This is a genomic window from Rhodoferax sp. RT5P35 (assembly GCF_056521385.1).
Genome location: NZ_JBWMAX010000004.1, coordinates 161,222 through 180,113, shown reverse-complemented (window position 1 = coordinate 180,113; position 18,892 = coordinate 161,222). Strand labels below are relative to the sequence as shown.

At 62.5% G+C, this 18,892-nt stretch carries 14 protein-coding genes; 6 read left to right on the top strand and 8 right to left on the bottom strand.

Annotation, left to right across the window (positions count from 1 at the left end):
- Window positions 1-214: 214 nt before the first annotated feature.
- A complete protein-coding gene (katG, locus tag AC097L_RS07480) occupies window positions 215-2,362 on the bottom strand; it encodes a catalase/peroxidase HPI (RefSeq protein WP_479585636.1) in 2,148 nt (715 codons plus the stop codon).
- A 225-nt stretch (window positions 2,363-2,587) separates the two neighbouring features.
- On the opposite strand from katG, the gene AC097L_RS07475 reads away from it, so the two are divergent.
- Together AC097L_RS07475 and AC097L_RS07470 are read left to right on the top strand one after the other, a co-directional pair.
- Window positions 2,588-2,890: a type II toxin-antitoxin system TacA family antitoxin gene (locus AC097L_RS07475; RefSeq protein ID WP_479585635.1), complete on the top strand. Its 303-nt coding sequence runs from the start codon at window positions 2,588-2,590 to the stop codon at window positions 2,888-2,890.
- Window positions 2,887-3,384: a GNAT family N-acetyltransferase gene (locus tag AC097L_RS07470; protein WP_479585634.1), complete on the top strand. Its 498-nt coding sequence runs from the start codon at window positions 2,887-2,889 to the stop codon at window positions 3,382-3,384. The genes AC097L_RS07475 and AC097L_RS07470 overlap by 4 nt, the downstream gene beginning before the upstream one ends.
- Before the next feature lie 103 nt (window positions 3,385-3,487).
- On the opposite strand, the gene AC097L_RS07465 is transcribed toward AC097L_RS07470, so the two are convergent.
- From AC097L_RS07465 to AC097L_RS07445, 5 genes are all read right to left on the bottom strand, one after another.
- Complete coding sequence (locus AC097L_RS07465; protein ID WP_479585633.1) at window positions 3,488-4,915, bottom strand: SEFIR domain-containing protein; 1,428 nt, start codon at window positions 4,913-4,915, stop codon at window positions 3,488-3,490.
- Window positions 4,916-5,125: 210 nt separating this feature from the next.
- On the bottom strand, window positions 5,126-6,373 hold the full coding sequence (locus AC097L_RS07460; protein WP_479585632.1) for a Zn-dependent hydrolase: 1,248 nt from the start codon (window positions 6,371-6,373) through the stop codon (window positions 5,126-5,128).
- Between the two features lie 13 nt (window positions 6,374-6,386).
- Window positions 6,387-7,829: a dihydropyrimidinase gene (hydA, locus tag AC097L_RS07455; protein ID WP_479585631.1), complete on the bottom strand. Its 1,443-nt coding sequence runs from the start codon at window positions 7,827-7,829 to the stop codon at window positions 6,387-6,389.
- A 191-nt stretch (window positions 7,830-8,020) separates the two neighbouring features.
- Entirely contained in the window at window positions 8,021-9,328 is a 1,308-nt protein-coding gene (gene preA, locus AC097L_RS07450; RefSeq protein ID WP_479585630.1) for an NAD-dependent dihydropyrimidine dehydrogenase subunit PreA, read from the bottom strand.
- The gene (locus AC097L_RS07445) at window positions 9,321-10,670 is read right to left on the bottom strand and encodes an NAD(P)-dependent oxidoreductase (protein WP_479585629.1); all 1,350 of its coding nucleotides are present in this window, start codon (window positions 10,668-10,670) and stop codon (window positions 9,321-9,323) included. Before AC097L_RS07445 ends, preA begins: the two co-directional genes overlap by 8 nt.
- A 224-nt stretch (window positions 10,671-10,894) precedes the next feature.
- On the opposite strand from AC097L_RS07445, the gene AC097L_RS07440 reads away from it, so the two are divergent.
- The 3 genes from AC097L_RS07440 (at window position 10,895) to AC097L_RS07430 (ending at window position 15,766) form a co-directional block, all read left to right on the top strand.
- Complete coding sequence (locus AC097L_RS07440) at window positions 10,895-12,064, top strand: zinc-binding metallopeptidase family protein (protein WP_479585628.1); 1,170 nt, start codon at window positions 10,895-10,897, stop codon at window positions 12,062-12,064.
- A 310-nt stretch (window positions 12,065-12,374) separates the two neighbouring features.
- Complete coding sequence (locus AC097L_RS07435) at window positions 12,375-14,009, top strand: Hpt domain-containing protein (protein ID WP_479585627.1); 1,635 nt, start codon at window positions 12,375-12,377, stop codon at window positions 14,007-14,009.
- 206 nt (window positions 14,010-14,215) lie between these two features.
- Entirely contained in the window at window positions 14,216-15,766 is a 1,551-nt protein-coding gene (locus AC097L_RS07430; protein ID WP_479585626.1) for a methyl-accepting chemotaxis protein, read from the top strand.
- Between the two features lie 227 nt (window positions 15,767-15,993).
- On the opposite strand, the gene mnmA is transcribed toward AC097L_RS07430, so the two are convergent.
- Window positions 15,994-17,112 carry a tRNA 2-thiouridine(34) synthase MnmA gene (gene mnmA, locus AC097L_RS07425; protein WP_479585625.1) on the bottom strand — a complete coding sequence of 373 codons (1,119 nt, stop codon included), beginning with the start codon at window positions 17,110-17,112 and terminating at the stop codon, window positions 15,994-15,996.
- A gap of 35 nt (window positions 17,113-17,147) precedes the next feature.
- Window positions 17,148-17,594 carry an NUDIX hydrolase gene (locus tag AC097L_RS07420; protein ID WP_479585624.1) on the bottom strand — a complete coding sequence of 149 codons (447 nt, stop codon included), beginning with the start codon at window positions 17,592-17,594 and terminating at the stop codon, window positions 17,148-17,150.
- A gap of 159 nt (window positions 17,595-17,753) precedes the next feature.
- Here AC097L_RS07420 and AC097L_RS07415 point away from each other — a divergent pair, with 159 nt between their 5' ends.
- A complete protein-coding gene (locus AC097L_RS07415; protein ID WP_479585623.1) occupies window positions 17,754-18,881 on the top strand; it encodes a Re/Si-specific NAD(P)(+) transhydrogenase subunit alpha in 1,128 nt (375 codons plus the stop codon).
- The last annotated feature ends 11 nt before the right edge of the window (window positions 18,882-18,892 follow it).

Genomic DNA, 18,892 nt, shown 5'->3' with positions numbered 1-18,892 from the left:
AAAGGCAATAACGCAATATTCTGCCCGTGGCCTGGTCCTACACTGAAGTCTCTGCAAACCACAGACCCCCGCCACTCTGGCCATAAGCCAGAAATCGCACCCACCGGTCCCATAAAGGCCGATACCCCCAAAAGCCAAATCCCCGAGCGTACCAACGCCCGGGGAGTATGCTGGCGCTTCGGACACAGGCCACTAGAGCCCGAGTCCTTGCCGCTTAGGCTAGGTCGAAACGGTCCAGCTGCATCACCTTAGTCCAGGCCGCCACAAAGTCGGCCACAAACTTCTGCTGGCCGTCGGCACTGGCATACACCTCTGCGTACGCACGCAGTACCGAGTTGGAGCCAAAGACCAGGTCAGCCCGGGTGGCGGTGTACTTCGTCTGGCCGGTCTTGCGGTCGCGGCCTTCGAACACTTCGCCTTCTCCATCCACCGCCGTCCAGGTAGTGCCCATGTCCAGCAGGTTCACGAAGAACACGTTGCTGAGCACGCCCACCTGGTCGGTGAACACGCCGTGCTTGCCGCCATCGGCATTGGCACCCAAGACCCGCAGGCCGCCGACCAGCGCGGTCAGCTCGGGGGCAGTCAGGGTCAGCAACTGGGCCTTGTCGATCAGCAGGGCTTCGGTGGCGGCACCGATGGGGCCTTTTTTGTAGTTGCGGAAACCATCGGCTGCGGGCTCCAGCGCCTCAAAGGACTCGGCATCGGTTTGCGCTTGTGTGGCATCGACGCGGCCCGGTGCAAAAGGCACCTCCACAGCGATGCCCACGGCCTTGGCCGCCTGCTCCACACCTACGCTACCTGCCAGCACGATCACGTCGGCCAGCGAGGCCTTGCCCGCTGCCTGTTGGATCTGCACCAGCGTCGGCAATACCTGTACCGCCACGCGGTTAACTTCCCAGTCTTTTTGCGGAGCCAGGGCCAGGCGCGCGCCATTGGCACCGCCGCGCTTGTCGCCACCGCGGAAGGTGGAGGCCGAAGCCCAGGCCACCGACACCAGCTGGCTCACCGTCAGGCCGGAAGCGGCAATTTTCGACTTGATGTCAGCAATGTCTGCGTCGGTGGGGTGGTAGGTGGCCGCTGGCAGCGGGTCTTGCCAGATCAGGTCTTCCTGGGGCACTTCGGGGCCGAGGTAGCGCGCCTTCGGGCCCATGTCGCGGTGGGTCAGCTTGTACCAGGCGCGGGCAAAGGCTTCGGCAAAAGCCTGTGGGTCTTCGTGGAAGCGCTTGGAGATCTTGCCGAACTCGGGGTCAAAGCGCATCGTCAGGTCGGTGGTCAGCATGGTGGGCTTGTGGAACAGGCCGGGGACATGCGCGTCGGGGATGATGTCGGGCGCATTGGTGGCCACCCATTGCTTGGCACCGGCAGGTGAATGCATCAGCTCCCACTCGAACTTGAACAGGTTCTCGAAGTAGTTGTTGCCCCACTGCGCTGGTGTGGTGGTCCAGGTGACTTCCAGGCCGCTGGACACCGTGTCTTTGCCATGGCCGCTGCCAAAGTTGCTGTTCCAGCCCAGGCCTTGCGCCTCGATGCCTGCACCTTCGGGTTCCGGGCCCTTGTGCGACTCGGGTGCCGCGCCGTGGGATTTGCCAAAGGTGTGGCCACCGGCGATCAAGGCGACGATTTCTTCGTCGTCCATCGCCATGCGGTAGAAGGTGGCGCGGATGTCCTTGGCGGCGGCCATGTAGTCGCCACTGGCGTTGGGGCCTTCGGGGTTCACGTAGATCAGGCCCATGTGGGTCGCGGCCAGGTTGTTGTCCAAATCCCGGTCGCCGCTGAAGCGCTTGTCGGTGCCCAGCCAGGTGGTTTCGGCGCCCCAGTTCACGTCCATGTCGGGTTCCCACACGTCTGCGCGGCCACCGGCAAAGCCGAAGGTGCGGAAACCCATTGACTCCAGCGCCACATTGCCCGTCAGAATGAACAGATCGGCCCAGGAAATGCTCTGACCGTACTTCTGCTTGATGGGCCAGAGCAGGCGGCGCGACTTGTCGATGTTGACGTTGTCGGGCCAAGAGTTCAGCGGCGCAAACCGCTGCTGTCCGCGCCCGCCACCGCCACGCCCGTCCTGGGTGCGGTAGGTGCCGGCAGCGTGCCAGGCCATGCGGACGAACTGCGGGCCGTAGTGGCCAAAGTCGGCCGGCCACCAGTCCTGGCTGTCGGTCATCAGCTTGACCAGATCGGCCTTGAGTGCCTTGTAGTCGAGCTTCTTGAATGCCTCGGCGTAATCGAACGACTCGCCCAGCGGGTGGGACTTGTTGGAGTGCTGGTTCAGCAGATCCACGCGCAATTGTTTAGGCCACCAATCCTTGTTGGTCGTACCGCCGCCTGCGGCGTGGTGAAAGGGGCATTTGGCTTCGGTGGTCATGGAGAGCTCCTGGGTGTTGTGTGGGGTGGCTTGGCTGTTACATCGTGCCTCAAAGATCTTGCACGAGCCTGCATGGTAATTAAATACTATGGAAATAGAGATCTAATAAAATTTATGTATCGGATAGGCGTTTTCAAAGATGCGGCGCGGTGGCATAGAGAGATTAGACAATGTATGTCGTTTGTACTAACATGGAGGCCTCTTTTGGTTCCCCGAGGTAAGGCCATGCTTGCTGCTCCTGTCGATCCCGTCGCCCCCAATGCCCGCTCCGCACGCCTGGGTCTACGTGCCACCGTGGCCCAAGAGGCGGTGCTGCGCCGCGCCGCCGATGTGGCGCATAAATCCCTGACCGACTACATCCTGGACAGCGCCTGCCGCGCCGCCGAGCAGACCCTGATCGACCAGCGCCTGTTCACCGTGTCGGGCCAGCAGTACGAGGATTTCCTGGCCTTGCTGGACCGCCCTGCGCAAGACAACGCGGGTCTGCAAGACCTGTTTTCTCGGCCTGCGCCCTGGGCACAACCGTGAGCCTGCGCGGCCCGCAGCCGTTAACCGCGCAGCATGTTTTGGAGCCGTTTGACTGCGGCAAACCCGCGCTCAACGAATGGCTGCTGCGCCACGCCCGGCAAGGCCAGGCCAGCGGCTCTGCGAAGACCTATGTGGTGCTGGATGGCGAAAGCATCGCCGCCTACTACAGCCTGACCGTCGGCCAGGTCGACACGCTGGAAGCGCCCGAGCGGGTGCGCAAAGGCATGGGCCAGTACCCGATTCCGGTGGTGGTTCTGGCGCGACTGGCGGTTTCCATCCACCACCAAAAACAAAGCCTGGGCGTGGGCCTGCTGCAAGATGCCATCCGCCGTACCGTGCTGATCGCCGAGCAAGCAGGTATCCGCGCCATGCTGACGCATCCCATCGACGCGCAGGCCGCTGCGTTTTATGCCCGGTTCGGGTTTGAAAGCTCGGCGTTGCGGCCTCAGCAGTTGCTGCTGTTGCTGAAGGATGCGAGGCGGTGGGTGGGCTGAGTTTGGTTTCCCATCTCTCGTCGCGGTAGATGTTTGCTATCGTCGCCAAGCTACCCCAATCGCGGAGAGCACCGGCAGGGCGACACGATGAACCCTAGTCAGTCTAAGCTTTGGTAGTGAGCTTATCTAGCCCGATTAAAGCGGAGACATCTAGCGTGTGCCATCCGGCGCTGAAGTGGTGCCCTTTTGTTGCAACGGTCATTAGTGGCTCGACGCTGGAGATGTTGAATAGCGGAGCAAGCACTTTTTCAAAGTATTGAGCTGAACAGGCACGTGCGAAGATATCTAATGCGCCGCTGTGCTCGCCTATGTAAATCCAAGTGATTGGAAACCAGCGCTCTTTGTGAATTGATGCTTTCACATAGAGTAAGAAGTCAGCCTGGCATAGGTCACGGGGTTCAATGTCAGTGCCATTCGTGCGTTCGATCAAGATGTCTGCATGAATCGATATGCGGTTGATGCTCAAGCGCCTTTTTCTGTCTTCAAAGGATGTGAGATGAAAATTAAGTGCTTCAAATCCTTTAACTGAAACATTCCTACTTTCTCGAATACTCTTTGGCAGTGTATATTGTCGCGTTGTCAGTAGTGAAATAAATTCAAAGCGCTCATAGCGGACGAAGATGGCTATGGCACTAATGAATAATTCATGAGTAATAAATTTATAATTATCCCAGTCTTGGTCGCGATACGAGTTAGCACCTTCTCGGAGCATCGTGTAAACAATCATTCTTTCAAAAAAACGATGCAATGCTCCACCAAAGTCACCAGTATGTGAATATTGCGCTATTGCTTTAAAAATTCTCGTGATCTCATTTTTAAAAGGCAAGAAGTCATCAATACTTTGTTTCACTTGCTCATCGAAAATTTTGTCGCTAGATCGTTCAATACGAAACCTCTCCAGGTTTCTAAGGAATAAATCTAAATATTCATTGAATGAACCTAGTGCAACTGGACGACCGTGAGTAATATTGTCTAAGCATCGACGTCCCGTAGCACCTGTTCCTAAATCAATTTGGAAGTGCTCGTCAAGGAAAGCTGGCCGCGGCCCAATTTCTGGGCGGACGTGCAGTGGTTTGTCGAAAACCCATCGAATTAATTGCTCGTGTCCGGTTGCGTAGGTTTCCTCTTGGCTCATATCAATGTGGATGCGGCCTCTATAGTAGGTTGGTATATACGGCTTTCCATTTTCATCGCGCTCGCAAACAACCAGAACAAACTTGTCTTGATTTTGCCCTCCATAAAGATCAGGGGTGAGAATTTGCGTCTCTGTTCCAACTCCACCGGAGCGCGAATTCGCTTTTTCGACGTATACCTTGTCTGCCAAAATGACAACCTTCTTTACTTCTTGATTCGTCACCATCGACTCCATGAATCGAATGGAGTCGTGACCATCACGCAACTGCCATTTATCTAGTAGAACCTCAATCCCCGACTCTACTAACGATCTAGCTAATTCGAGCACCCAATTTTCGTGTTCTGCGTTCGACCAACTGTAAGAAATAAAAAGTTTTGGAGGGGTTGTTTCGGACATTTTTGTTTTAGCTAAAGTGGGTCAGGTGAATTTCCAAGTGGAGTTTAGTGTGGCGAGTCATTTGGCGCACTCCCTGAACGAATTTTTCGATAAAAGCCCTCGTTTTTTAACTGCTCCTAATTCAGGAGCTGCACGTGCAATAAAAATGGGCGCTAGAGGCCGATGCGCTCGCCTCATAGCGCCCAGTGGGTCGGTGAATAATTCAAGTCGTCAAACCGCCCCCGCCCGCTCCAGCATCGCATGCAACAGCACATTGCACCCCGCCGCAATGTGCTCCGGCTTCGCATCTTCAATCTCGTTGTGGCTAATCCCGTCCTTGCAGGGGATGAAGATCATGCCGCTGGACGTCAGCTTCGCCATGTACACCGCGTCGTGTCCCGCGCCTGACACGACGGGCATGTTCGAGTAGCCCAGTTTGGCGGCGGCGCGGGCTACGGCGTCTACGCAGTCGGGGTGGAAGCCTATGGCCGAATAGCTGGAGACCATCTCGATCTTCACGTCCACGCCGTGCTCTTGGGCCACGGTGGCGGCGAAGGCTTTGACCTCGTTGGCCATCTGGTCCACCAGGGCATCGGTGCTGTTGCGCAGGTCGATGCTGAACTTCACGCGGCCCGGAATCACGTTGCGGCTGTTGGGAAACACCTGCACCATGCCCACGGTGCCACGGCCGTGCGGCGGGTGGCGGTGTGCCGCGGCCACCACGTCTTGCATGATGCTGGTGGCGGCCAGCATCGCGTCCTTGCGCAGCGCCATGGGCGTGGGGCCGGCGTGGGCTTCCATGCCGGTGACGGTGCAATCAAACCAGCGGATGCCCAGCACGCCTTGCACTACGCCGATGGTGATGTCGTGGTCTTCCAGCACCGGACCTTGCTCGATGTGCGTTTCAAAGTACGCGCCGATGGGGTGGTCGCCGGGCTCTTGCGGGCCGATGTAGCCAATGCGCTCCAGCTCGCCTTGCACCGTCTTGCCTTCCAGGTCGGTGGCGGCGTAGGCGTGCTCCAGGGTGAAGGCTTTGGCGAACACGCCCGAGCCCATCATGACCGGCACGAAGCGCGAGCCTTCTTCGTTGGTCCAGAACGCGACTTCGATGGGGGCTTCGGTCTGGATGCCGTGGTCGTTCAGGGTGCGCACCACTTCGATGCCCGCCAGCACGCCGTAGTTGCCGTCGAACTTGCCGCCGGTGGGCTGGGTGTCGATGTGGCTGCCGGTCATGATGGGCGGCAGGCTGTTGTTGCGGCCCGGGCGGCGCATGAAGCCGTTGCCGATCTTGTCGATGGTGACGGTCATGCCTGCTTCTGTAGCCCAGCGGGTCACCAGGTCGCGGCCTTGTTTGTCCAGGTCGGTGAGGGTGAGGCGACAGACACCGCCCTTGGGCGTGGCACCGATCTGGGCCAGTTCCATCAGCGAGTCCCACAGGCGCGGGCCGTTGATGCGCAAGGATTCAATATTGGGTTGCATACGGGTTCCTGCTTCAGCGGGCGACGGGGGAGGGTGCTTGCAGCGCGGTCTTTTTGGCCAGCGCATCGAACTGCGGGCCGAAGGGCGGGCGCTTCACGTACTTGCCCACGCCGCGCTCGGCGCGCAGGTCACCGTTGGCATAGACCACCTTGCCCTGGCTCAGGGTGTGGCTGGGCACGCCGGTGACGGTGCGGCCCTCGAAGATGTTGAAGTCGCCCAGCGACTTTTGCGTCTTGACCGACAAGGTTTTGGTGCCCGCCGGGTCCCATACCACCAGGTCGGCATCGGCCCCGGCCACCACGCAGCCTTTGCGCGGGTAGATGTTGAACAGCTTGGCGGCGTTGGCCGAGGTGATGGCGACGAATTCGCTGGGCGTCAGCCGGCCGCTGTTCACGCCTTCGTCCCAGATGACGGCCAGGCGCTCTTCCACGCCGCCGCAGCCGTTGGGAATTTTGGAGAAATCGTTTTTGCCTGCGGCTTTTTGCGCGGCGCAAAATGTGCAGTGGTCGGTGGCGGTGGTGTGCAGGTGCCCGGCCTGCAGGCCGTGCCACAGGGCATCCTGGTTGCTCTTGTTGCGAAACGGCGGGCTCATCACATGGCCTGCGGCGTAGGCGAAGTCGGGGTTGCGGTAGACGCTGTCGTCCACCGTCAAATGCCCGGCCAGCACCTCGCCAAACACGCGCTGGCCTGCAGCGCGGGCGCGGGCAATGGCCTCGGCCGATTCGGCGCACGACACATGCACCACGTAGATCGGCACGTTGAGCACATTGGCGATGGCGATGGCGCGCTGGGCGGCTTCGGCCTCTACCGCGGGCGGGCGCGACAGGGGATGGGCTTCGGGGCCGAAGATGCCTTTGGCCTTCATGTCGGCCTGCAGCAGGTAGACCAGTTCGCCGTTTTCGGCATGCACCGTGGGCATGGCGCCCAGCTCCAGGGAGCGCTTGAAGCTGTTCACCAAGGTTTCGTCGTCGCACATGATGGCGTTTTTGTAGGCCATGAAGTGCTTGAAGCTGTTCACGCCTTCGTCACGCACCAGGGTGCCCATGTCGCGGTGCACGCTCTCGTCCCACCAGGTCACGGCGACGTGGAAGCTGTAGTCGGACGCGGACTTTTCGGCCCAGCCGCGCCAGGTTTGGTAGGCCTCCATCAGCGGCTGCTTGGGGTTGGGGATGACGAAGTCGATGATCGTCGTGGTGCCACCCGCCAGCCCGGCAGCCGTACCGCTGTAGAAGTCGTCCATGGTGGTGGTGCCCATGAACGGCAGCTGCATATGGGTGTGCGGGTCGATGCCGCCAGGCATGACGTACTGGCCCCCGGCATCGACCACCTCGGCCTCGGCGGGGGCAATCAGGTTGTCGCCCACGGCGACGATCTGGCCGTCGACACACAAGACATCGGCGCGGAAGGCGCGGTCGGCGTTGACCACCGTACCACCTCGGATCAAGACAGAAGACATGGTTGCTCCTAAATAAATAGCTAAAGGCGTAGAAGGTATATGCGCTATAGCCCGATTTCTCTTAAAAAACGATAACTACCCAAACCCCAGATTCAGCCAGAACGCACGCCCCCCAGGGATACCGCAGAACTGGCTTTGCCAGGCTGCTGGTATCGCCCCCTGCAAGGGGGGTGGCGCAGCCTGGGGGTGTTTCAAGCTGAGGCGCGCATCGGGTTGTTGGCGTGGCGGGTCCAGTCCGCATGTTTATCGCTCACGACCCTACCGGTGCGCAAGTCTTTTTCGCCGGGCTGCAGGTCGCGCAGGCTAATGGTGTCGGGCACGGGGCAGACCAGCACGCACAGGTTGCAGCCCACGCACTCATCTTCCATCACCTCGAAGTGGCGCAGGCCGTCTTTTGTTTTGGTGATGGCTTGGTGCGAGGTGTCCTCGCAGGCGATGTGGCAGCGGCCACAGGAGATGCAGCTGTCCTGGTTGATGACGGCCTTGCTGACGTGGTTCAGGTTCAGGTTGCGCCATTCGGTGACCTTGGGCACGGCGCGGCCCCGGAAGTCGTCCAGGCTTTTGAAGCCCTTGCTGTCCATGTAGTCCGACAGGCCGGAGGTCATCTCTTGCACGATCTTGAAGCCGAACACCATGGCGGCGGTGCACACCTGCACCGTGCCCGCGCCCAGGGCGATGAAGTCCAGCGCGTCGCGCCAGTTGCCCACGCCGCCGATGCCGCTGATGGGTAGGCTATGGGTTGCCGGGTCGCGGGCGATCTCGGCCACCATGTTCAGGGCGATGGGTTTGACCGCCGGGCCGCAGTAGCCGCCGTGTGAGCCCATGCCGCCAGTGCTGGGGGTCATCAGCAGGGTGTCGGGGTCTACGCCGATGATGGAGTTGATGGTGTTGATCAGCGACACCGCATCGGCCCCGCCGCGCTGGGCCGCCCGGGCGGGCAGGCGCACGTCGGTGATATTGGGCGTGAGCTTCACAATCACCGGCAGTTTGGAGTACTGCTTGCACCAGCGGGTGACCATCTCGATGTACTCGGGCACCTGGCCCACAGCCGCGCCCATGCCGCGCTCGCTCATGCCGTGCGGGCAGCCGAAGTTCAGTTCGATGGCGTCGGCACCGGTGTCTTCCACGCGCGGCAAAATCGCCCTCCACGATTCTTCCACGCAGGGCACCATCAGCGACACCACCATGGCGCGGTCGGGCCACAGGCGCTTGACTTCGGTGATCTCGCGCAGATTGAGTTCCAGATCCCGGTCGGTGATGAGTTCGATGTTGTTAAAGCCCAGCACCCGGCGGTCGTTGGACAGCAGCGCGCCGTAGCGCGGGCCGTTGACATTGACCACCGGTGGCCCGGCCTCACCCAGCGTCTTCCAGACCACGCCGCCCCAGCCCGCTTCGAAGGCGCGGTTGACGTTGTAGGCCTTGTCGGTGGGCGGCGCAGAGGCCAGCCAGAAGGGGTTGGGGGTTTTGATGCCCGCGAAGATGGTGGAGAGATCAGCCATGGTTCAAACCTTTGTGGATGGATTCAGCGGCGCGTTTGCCGTGCTCTACGGCCTCGACGGTGAGGTCGCGGCCTCCGGCGCGGCAGTCGCCACCGGCCCAGACCTTGGCGAGGTTGGTGGCCCCGTCCTCAGAAGTGACAATGCGCCCGCCCTGCAGCACCAGGCCGGTGCCTTGCAGCGGGCTGTCGTCCAGCTTTTGGCCGATGGCCTTGAACACCATGTCGGCGGGAAAGGTCAGTTCGCGGCCCGTGGGCTGCATCTGGCCGTCCACCAGCGCCTGCTGGGCGAAGCGCACGCCGACTGCGTTGCCTGCCGCGCCGACAATTTCCACCGGAGCCATCCACTGGTGCAGCACCACGCCGTGGGTTTGCGCCCACTCCTGCTCGGCGGCTGATGCGCCCATGGTTTCCACGCCCCGGCGGTACACCATGTGCACCACCTTGGCCCCCAGCAGCTTGGCCTGCACGGCGGCATCCACGGCGGTCATGCCGCCGCCAATCACCACCACGTGGTGGCCGATGGGCACCGTGGCCACATCGTCGGCTTGGCGCAGCGCGGCGATGAAGTCCACCGCGTTGCGCACCCCGGCCAGGTCTTCGCCCGGCAGGCCCAGCGCCTGCACCTTGGACAGGCCCAGGCCTAGAAATACCGCGTCAAATTCGGTTTGTAGCTTGTCGAGCGAAGCCGCACCGGCAAAGCGCCAGCCGTGCTGGATGCGGATGCCGCCAATGTCCAGCAGCCACTGCACTTCGCGCTGGGCAAACTCGTCCACGGTTTTGTAGCTGGCCAGGCCGTATTCGTTCAGGCCGCCCGCCTTCGGCTGGGCATCAAAAATCACCACCTCGTTGCCCAGGCGCGCCAGGCGGTGCGCACAGGCCAGGCCCGCCGGGCCGGAGCCGACCACGGCAATGCGCTTGCCGGTGGGGGCGGCGCGGGTGAAGATTTGCGGCTGGGGGCTGGCCATCAGCGCGTCCACCGCAAAGCGTTGCAGGCGCCCAATGGGAATGGGGGTGTCGGTCTGGGTGTTGCGCACGCAGGCCTGCTCGCACAGCACCTCGGTGGGGCAGACCCGGGCGCACATGCCGCCCAGCGGGTTGGATTCCAGGATGGTGCGGGCCGCACCGCGCAGGTTGCCGTCGGCAATGCGCTTGATGAAGCTGGGCACGTCGATGTCGGTGGGGCAGGCGGTTTGGCAGGGTGCGTCGAAGCAGTACAGGCAGCGCTCGGATTCGAGCATGGCCTGTGAGGCGTTCAGCGGCGGGGTGGCATCGGCAAAGTGCTGCGCGTACTGGGCGGCACTGAGTCGGCCGGCACGGATGTCCGGGGGGGAGGTTTCTGGCACGGTAACTCCTGTGGCTGGGGCATTCGGGTCCTGGCGCTGCACCAAAGTGCGGCACGCGGGGCCCGGCGTTGGCTGGTTGGCGTCCAAATCCTGACCAAATGGTCAAGAAGTGCAGACGATATAGCAACAGCCGTGCCAGGCCCATAGGGAATCTACCGGGGTGTTGAAACCTTATGCGGTGCAGCGCACAGACAATCGGGTACGGCTGCACTTAGACTTATTCCATGGACTTTTTTACCGCTGTATTTCGCCCTTTCTCCCTGTTTGAAAGCTTCTGGACTCTGCCCAAGGCTGACCAGGGGGCCATCCGTGGCTCGCGCGCCTACGTGTGCCAGTGCGGGCGGCCCGTGTTCTTTCGCAACAGCGAATGCCTGGCCTGCCACACGCCGCTGGGCTTTGTCACCCACACCTCCCGCCTGGAGCCCCTGGCTGCCGTGCCCGACCAGCCCGATGTGTGGACGTTGTGGACGGCCCCCGGCGGCGCCCGCTTTCGGCGTTGCGCCAACCTGCACACAATTGGCTGCAACTGGCTGCTGCCCGGCGAGGCCGCCGCCGGCGCGGTGTGCCTGGCCTGCAGCCTGAACCGCACTGTCTCCGACCCCACCGTGCCCGAAAACCTGGCCGCCTGGCGGGTGTTGGAGATCGCCAAACGCCACCTGGTGGCGCAATTGATGGTGATGGGCCTGCCGGTGGAGCCGCGCCAGCCCGACCACCCCCAGCAGCTGGGTCTGGCATTCGACTTTTTGCGCCCCGCGCCGGACAAACCGGTGCTGACCGGCCACGACCACGGCCTGGTCACCCTGAACATGGACGAAGCCGACGATGCCCGGCGCGAGCAGGTACGCACCCAAATGGGCGAGTCCTACCGCACGGTGCTGGGGCATTTCCGCCACGAGGTGGGGCACTACTACTGGGACCGGCTGGTAGTTAATACGCCTTGGCTTGCCGACTACCGCGCCCTGTTTGGCGACGAGCGCGCCGACTACGCCGCCGCCCTCAAGCACCACTACGAAGAAGGCCCGCCCGCCGACTGGGCGCAGCGTTATGTAAGCACCTATGCCAGCACCCACCCCTGGGAGGATTGGGCCGAAACCTGGGCCCACTACCTGCACATGGTGGACACCCTGGGCACGGCCATGCGCTTTGGCTTGGATGCCCATGACGTGGAGCTGCCCTACGCCCCGTTCACCCGCGAAGCCCTGTGGCGGCCCGAGGACCCCAGCGCCGACAGCTTCCTGAAAATCGCCAACGCCTGGGTCGAGCTGACCGGCGTGCTCAATGAAATGTCGCGCAGCATGGGCGAACACGACTTCTACCCTTTCGTGCTCACCACCCCGGTGGTCGCCAAGCTGCAGTTCATCCACTGCGTGGTGCTGCAGGCCCGAGGGGCATAGGTAGGAACACCCCCAGGCCCCACACTGCGTGTTTGCTCCCCCTTGCTGGGGGCGAACCCCGTGGTCCGGCAAAGCCGGTTCCACGGGTTCCTGGCTTGGAAGCTGTTGTGCCCGTCAAGGGATTGTGAGTCGTTAATATATTTTATATAAAAATGGCTTCTAGCGCATATTCTGCCTAGGCCTGTAGCTCTGTAAATAATAGCAAATTACGGCGGCGCAGCGCTGCTGTTCTGGCGGTCGATCTAGCGGGTTAAATGCGCCACAATGTGTTCATTTGTAAGCACGTGGTGATGCCTTTGATTCCTCCTCTATGACCCGAATCAGCAAACTCCTGGCCTTGCTGGCGGCGGTGCTGGTCGCTGTGTATGCGGCTATCGCGGCCTTCCTGCACCACCCGCTAGAAGGGCTGAACCCGGTGGCCAGCAGCCGCTGGTTGACCCTCGTCCCGGGCCTGCTGGCCCTGGGACTGGTGGTGGCTCTGTACCTGCAGTACCGCCGACGCGAAGCCGCCGAGGCGCAAGTCCAAATCCAGGCCCAAATCCAGGCCGATATCCACTCCCAGCAGTTGCGCCTGCTGGAGGCCGGTGCCCGGCTGCAAACCGAAGAGGCCAACCGCTTCAAAACCGACTTTTTGGCCAATATGGGCCACGAAATCCGCACCCCGCTGAACGCCATCATCGGCATGTCTTACTTGGCGCTGAAGACCGAGCTCAACCCCCGCCAGCACGACTATCTGGCCACCATCCACCAGTCGGGCCAGCACCTGCTGGGCCTGGTCAACGACATCCTGGACTTCTCCGAGATCGAGGCGGGCAAGCTCTCCATCGAAAACCGGCCCTTCGCACTGGACCCGCTGCTGCACAACGTGGCCAGCGTGGTGTGGGAGAAAGCTGCCGCCAAGGGCCTGGAGCTGGTCTGCGACGTGGCACCCGAGGTGCCGCAAAGTCTGTGCGGCGATGCGCTGCGGCTGGGCCAGGTACTGATCCACTTGGCCGACAACGCCGTCAAGTTCACCGAGCGCGGCGAAATCAGCATGGCAGTGCGACTCCAGGCTGGGGCGGACGGCCAGGCCTGGCTGCGCTTTGAAGTGCGCGATACCGGCATTGGCCTGACCGGGGCGCAAATGGGCCGCCTATTCCAGAGCTTCAGCCAGGCCGACAGCTCCACCACCCGCAAATTTGGCGGCACCGGCTTGGGCTTGGCCATCAGCAAGGCGCTGGCCGAAGCCATGGGCGGCACGGTGGGGGTGGACAGCACGTTTGGCCAGGGCTCCACTTTCTGGTTCACCGCACGGCTGGTGGAAGACAACCCGCTGAACCCGCAGGCCGTCAGCGCCCCGCACGCCGAGGCCCCCATGGACGGCCTGGGCCGCATCCCCGGCCTGGACGTGGCCCAGGGCCTGCGCCGCACCATGGGCAAGCCGCCGCTGTACCAAAACATGCTGCGCAAGTTTGCCGCCGGGCAGGCCCATGCCATCACCGGGCTGCGGCACAGCCTGGACAGCGGCGACCCGGCCACCGCCGAGCGCATGGCCCATACCCTCAAGGGCGCGGCGGGCAACATCGGTGCCAGCCTGCTGCAGGCCAGCGCTGCCCGCTTGGAGCGCGCCATCCGCCTGCAAGATCCGTTGGCCAGTGTCCACACCCTGGCCGAGCAAACGGCCCAGCTGCTGGACCCGCTGGTGGCCGCCATTCGGCTGCAACTGCCCGCGCCCGTTGCCGATGTGCCGGGCACCGTTACCGCCTTGGATGCCGTCCAGGCAGAGGCCGTTTGCACCCGCCTGGCCGCCCTGCTAGGCGAAGACGATGCCGAATCCATTGAGCTGCTGCACGAACATGCAGCGCTGCTCCAGCGGCTGCTACAAGGCACCTACACCGAGATGGCGGCGGCCGTGGCCCGCTACGACTTTGAAGCTGCGCTGGCGCTGCTGACGCAGGCCCGGTAGACCGGTTCGGCGGCTGCGGATGGTACCCCTGCCCATGTCCATTCACGGTTTAGACTTGCTACTAAATAGATAGCTGTATGTGTAATAAAAATATGCGCTAGATGCCGATTTAACCCATTTTTTTCAGATTAGCTTCCAGAATTCAGCTTGTCATTGCTTCACGTACCCCGTACAACACAATCCACCGCACAAAGGAGACCCCCACCATGTCCGCTTTCCGATCCCATCTCTCTATCGCCCAGCGCCTCAGTGTGGGCTTTGCGCTGATCCTGCTGCTGTTGCTGGTATCCGTCCTGGTGGGTATTTCCAAGCTCAACAGCTCGGCACAAGCCACCCAGTACATCATCAGCGACCCGATCCAGACCGAGCGCCTGGTCAGTGACTGGTACCGCGACATCCACACCAGCGTGCGCCGCACCACCGCCATCGCCAAAAGCAGCGACCCCTCGCTGGCCAGCTACTTCGCGCAGGAAGCGGCCACCTCCAGCGAGCGCTCCAGCAAAGCCCAAAAAACCCTGGAGCCGCTGATGCAGTCGGACGTGGAGAAAGCCTTGTTTGCCGCCATCGGCGAAACCCGCAAAAGCTATATCGCCGCCCGCGATGCTGTGTCGGCGCTGAAGAAGGAGGACAAATCCGACGAGGCCAACCAGATGCTGGAGCAAAAATTCGCTCCTGCGGGCAAGGCCTACCTGGATGCCCTGGAGGCTTTGATGCTGGCCCAGCGCCAAGAAATTGACCAACAGGCCAAAAGCATGGCCGACAGCACCACCCATGGCCGCAACCTGTTGATTGCCGTGGGCACCCTCAGTTTGTTGGTCGGCATGGGTAGCGCGTGGTGGCTGGCAGGCTCCATCACGCGGCCCCTGGCCGAAGCCAACCGGGCGGCCCGCCAAGTGGCCGCAGGCGACCTGACCGGCCGTATTGAAATCCGCAGCAACGACGAGGTGGGCCAATTGCTCACCAGCCTGCAAGACATGCAGGCCAACCTGGTGCGGGTGGTTAGCAGCGTGCGCCAGGGCTCGGAGAGCGTTTCCACCGCCAGCGCCGAAATCGCCGAGGGCAACCACGACCTGAGTTCGCGCACCGAAAACCAGGCTGCCGCACTGCAGGAAACCGCGGCCTCGATGCAGGAGCTGAGCAGTACCGTGCGGCAAAACGCCGACAACGCCCGCCAGGCCAACCAGCTCGCCATGCGCGCCTCTACGGTGGCGGTGGAGGGCGGAACCGTGGTCAGCCAGGTGGTGCAAACCATGAAGGGCATCAACGACAGTTCGCAAAAAATCTCCGACATCATCGGCGTGATCGACGGCATCGCCTTCCAGACCAATATCCTGGCGCTGAATGCCGCCGTGGAAGCCGCCCGCGCCGGCGAGCAGGGCCGGGGCTTTGCGGTGGTGGCCAGTGAAGTGCGCTCCCTGGCCGGGCGCAGCGCCGAGGCCGCCAAGGAGATCAAAGTGCTGATCAGTGCCAGCGTGGAGCGCGTGGCCCAGGGCACCACCCTGGTGGACCAGGCGGGCACCACCATGGCCGAAGTGGTCGGCGCCATCCGCCGCGTCACCGACATCGTGGGCGAGATCAGCGCCGCCAGCACCGAGCAAAGCACCGGTGTCTCGCAAGTGGGCGAGGCCGTCACCCAGATGGACCAGGCCACCCAGCAAAACGCCGCGCTGGTCGAAGAAATGGCCGCCGCCGCTAGCAGCCTGCAAGGCCAGGCCAGCGACCTGGTGCAGGTGGTGGCGCAATTCAAATTGGAGTAGGTACACCCCCAGGCTACACACTGCGTGTTTCCGCCACCCCCCTTGCAGGGGGGCAACAGCAGCGGCCTGGCGGAGCCAGTTCCGCGCTGTTAGCGAGGGGGCTTCGCTGCGCTTGCCCTGGGGCGGGCCGGGGGCCGGGGTGTTTATTTGTGCACTCGCCCTCGTTAGTTACCCGATTTGCTATTGAAAAAAGAGCTTTTTGCGCAGATGGAGTCTGCGCTGGAGGCTTATTTCGTACCTAAATCTATTCCAATCACCCCGCCGCCCAGGCACACCTCGCCGTCGTACACCACGGCCGATTGCCCCGGGGTCACGGCCCACTGCGCTTCCGGAAAGTCCAGGCGGAAGCTGCTTTCTGTTGCTGCCAGCGTGCAGGCGGCATCCGCTTGCCGGTAGCGGCTTTTGGCGGCGTAGGTGCCTGGCGCAGGCGCGTGGCCTGCCACCCAGCTTACGTCGTCGGCCACCAGGGTGTGCGACTGCAGCCAGGGGTGGTCGTGGCCTTGCACCACCCACAGGGTGTTGCGTTCCATGTCTTTGCGGGCCACGAACCAGGGGGCGTGCTCGCCGCCGCCGCGCTGCGCGCCTTTTTCCTTGATGCCGCCGATGCCCAGGCCCTGGCGCTGGCCCAGGGTGTAGAAGCTCAGGCCCACGTGTTGGCCCAGCACCCGGCCTTTTTCGTCCTTGATGGGGCCGGGCTCCTTGGCGATGTAGCGGTTCAGAAAGTCGCGGAAGGGGCGCTCGCCGATGAAGCAAATGCCGGTGGAGTCCTTCTTGGCGGCGTTGGGCAGCGCCATCTCGGACGCGATGCGGCGCACCTCGGTCTTGTGCAGTTCGCCCACCGGGAACAGGGTTTTGCCAAGCTGCGCCTGGTTCAGGCGGTGCAGAAAATAGCTTTGGTCCTTGCTCGGATCCAGGCCTTTGAGCAACTGGAACTGGCCGCCCACCTCCCGCACGCGGGCGTAGTGGCCGGTGGCGATTTTCTCGGCACCCAGGCGGATGGCGTGGTCCAGAAAGGCCTTGAACTTGATCTCGGCGTTGCACAGTATGTCGGGGTTGGGCGTGCGGCCCGCCTGGTATTCGCGCAGAAACTCGGCAAACACCCGGTCTTTGTACTCGGCGGCGAAGTTGACGTGCTCAATCTCGATGCCGATCACGTCGGCCACGGCGGCGGCATCCACGAAGTCGATGTTGCTGGAGCAGTATTCGCTGTCGTCATCGTCCTCCCAGTTTTTCATGAAGATGCCGATGACTTCATAGCCCTGTTGCTTCAGTAGATAGGCGCTGACGGCCGAATCCACCCCGCCGCTCAAGCCGACCACGACCCGTTGTTTGCTGTGTGTTCCCATGGCTTGATTGTAAAAACATGGGCTTGGCCCTGGTTTTATGGGGCTGTGTAGATGAGGTCCATCGGAAACCGCCGCCCGGCCAGGTAGTCCTCCACGCAGCGCAGCAGCAGGGGACTGCGGTGCCGGGGGGTGCTGGCGCGGATCTCTGCGGGGGTCATCCACAGGGTGCGTTGGATGCCGTGGTCCAGTCTGCGCTCGGGGTGGAATTCGCCCAGCGTGCCGCAAAAGGCAAAGCGCAAGTAGGTGGTGTCGCCCAGCGCCGCTTGGTACACGCCGACCAGCGCAGTGGGGGTGAAGGCATACGCGGCTTCTTCCAGGGTTTCGCGGGTGCAGGCCTGAGCCAGGGATTCGCCGGGCTCCAGGTGCCCGGCCGGGTTGTTCAGCCGCAGGCCCTCGGGCGTGTGTTCTTCGACCAGCAGGAACCGGCCTTCGTGCTCTACCACGGCGGCCACCGTGACGCTGGGTTTCCATCGATGCTTCATCTGCACATTATGGATACACCGTGTCGCCCAGGCGTGCGCAGGCGGCAGTGGCTTGGATAAAGTCAGTTAAGCTTGCAAGGCAAAGATGCCGACTTTTGCTGCAAATCAAGCCAAAAGCCGCACATTTTCAAGAATATTTAAAACCACTGAGGAGACCTCATGCTGATTGGTGTGCCGCTAGAGACGGCGACCGGTGAAACCCGCGTCGCAGTCACCCCCGAAACCGCCAAAAAGCTGGCTGCCCAGGGCCATACGGTCCGCGTGCAGTCGGGTGCGGGCATTGCCGCCAGCGTGACCGACGCGGCCTACACGGCAGCCGGTGCCGAAATCACCGATGCCGCAGGCGCACTGGGTTGCGACCTGGTGCTCAAGGTGCGCAGCCCGTCCGATACGGAGGCCGCGCAGATGCGCCCCGGCACCACCCTGGTGGGCATGCTCAACCCCTTCGATGCCGAGGGCCTGCAACGCTTGGCCACGGCGGGCCTGACCAGTTTTGCACTGGAAGCCGCCCCGCGCACCAGCCGCGCCCAGAGCATGGACGTGCTCTCTAGCCAGGCCAACATCGCCGGGTACAAGGCCGTGATGATGGCCGCCGACAAGTACCAGCGCTTCTTCCCCATGCTGATGACTGCCGCCGGTACCGTCAAGGCCGCCCGCGTGGTGATTCTGGGAGTGGGTGTGGCCGGCCTGCAGGCCATTGCCACCGCCAAGCGCTTGGGCGCGGTGATCGAGGCATCCGACGTGCGCCCCAGCGTGAAGGAACAGGTCGAATCGCTGGGCGGCAAGTTCATCGAAGTGTCTTACGACACGCCCGAAGAAAAAGAAGCGGCTGTGGGCGTGGGCGGCTACGCCAAACCCATGCCGCCCAGCTGGCTGGCGCGCCAGCAGGTCGAAGTGGCCAAGCGCGTGGCCCAGGCTGATGTGGTGATCTCCACCGCACTGATTCCTGGCCGCGCTGCGCCCACGCTGATTTCTGAGGACATGGTGAAAAGCATGAAGCCCGGCTCGGTGATCGTGGACATCGCCGCAGGCAAGGGTTTGAGCGGTGGTGGCAACTGCCCACTGTCCGAGGCCGACAAGACGGTCGTCAAGCATGGCGTAACGCTGATCGGTGAAACCAACCTGCCCGCGCTGGTGGCCGCAGATGCGTCCGCCCTGTACGCCCGCAACATCCTCGACTTTTTGAAGCTGGTGCTGACCAAAGAAGGCACGCTGAACGTGGACCTGGCCGACGACATCGTGGCCGCCTGCCTCGTCACCCAGGCCGGTGCCGTCACGCGTAAATAAGGAGCACACAC

Excerpts from the sequence above, each read along its gene's own strand:
- katG (WP_479585636.1), bottom strand. The coding sequence starts at position 2,362 with ATGACCACCGAAGCCAAATGCCCCTTTCACCACGCCGCAGGCGGCGGT.
- AC097L_RS07475 (WP_479585635.1), top strand. The coding sequence starts at position 2,588 with ATGCTTGCTGCTCCTGTCGATCCCGTCGCCCCCAATGCCCGCTCCGCA.
- AC097L_RS07465 (WP_479585633.1), bottom strand. The coding sequence starts at position 4,915 with ATGTCCGAAACAACCCCTCCAAAACTTTTTATTTCTTACAGTTGGTCG.
- AC097L_RS07460 (WP_479585632.1), bottom strand. The coding sequence starts at position 6,373 with ATGCAACCCAATATTGAATCCTTGCGCATCAACGGCCCGCGCCTGTGG.
- hydA (WP_479585631.1), bottom strand. The coding sequence starts at position 7,829 with ATGTCTTCTGTCTTGATCCGAGGTGGTACGGTGGTCAACGCCGACCGC.
- preA (WP_479585630.1), bottom strand. The coding sequence starts at position 9,328 with ATGGCTGATCTCTCCACCATCTTCGCGGGCATCAAAACCCCCAACCCC.
- AC097L_RS07440 (WP_479585628.1), top strand. The coding sequence starts at position 10,895 with ATGGACTTTTTTACCGCTGTATTTCGCCCTTTCTCCCTGTTTGAAAGC.
- AC097L_RS07435 (WP_479585627.1), top strand. The coding sequence starts at position 12,375 with ATGACCCGAATCAGCAAACTCCTGGCCTTGCTGGCGGCGGTGCTGGTC.
- AC097L_RS07430 (WP_479585626.1), top strand. The coding sequence starts at position 14,216 with ATGTCCGCTTTCCGATCCCATCTCTCTATCGCCCAGCGCCTCAGTGTG.
- mnmA (WP_479585625.1), bottom strand. The coding sequence starts at position 17,112 with ATGGGAACACACAGCAAACAACGGGTCGTGGTCGGCTTGAGCGGCGGG.
- AC097L_RS07420 (WP_479585624.1), bottom strand. The coding sequence starts at position 17,594 with ATGAAGCATCGATGGAAACCCAGCGTCACGGTGGCCGCCGTGGTAGAG.
- AC097L_RS07415 (WP_479585623.1), top strand. The coding sequence starts at position 17,754 with ATGCTGATTGGTGTGCCGCTAGAGACGGCGACCGGTGAAACCCGCGTC.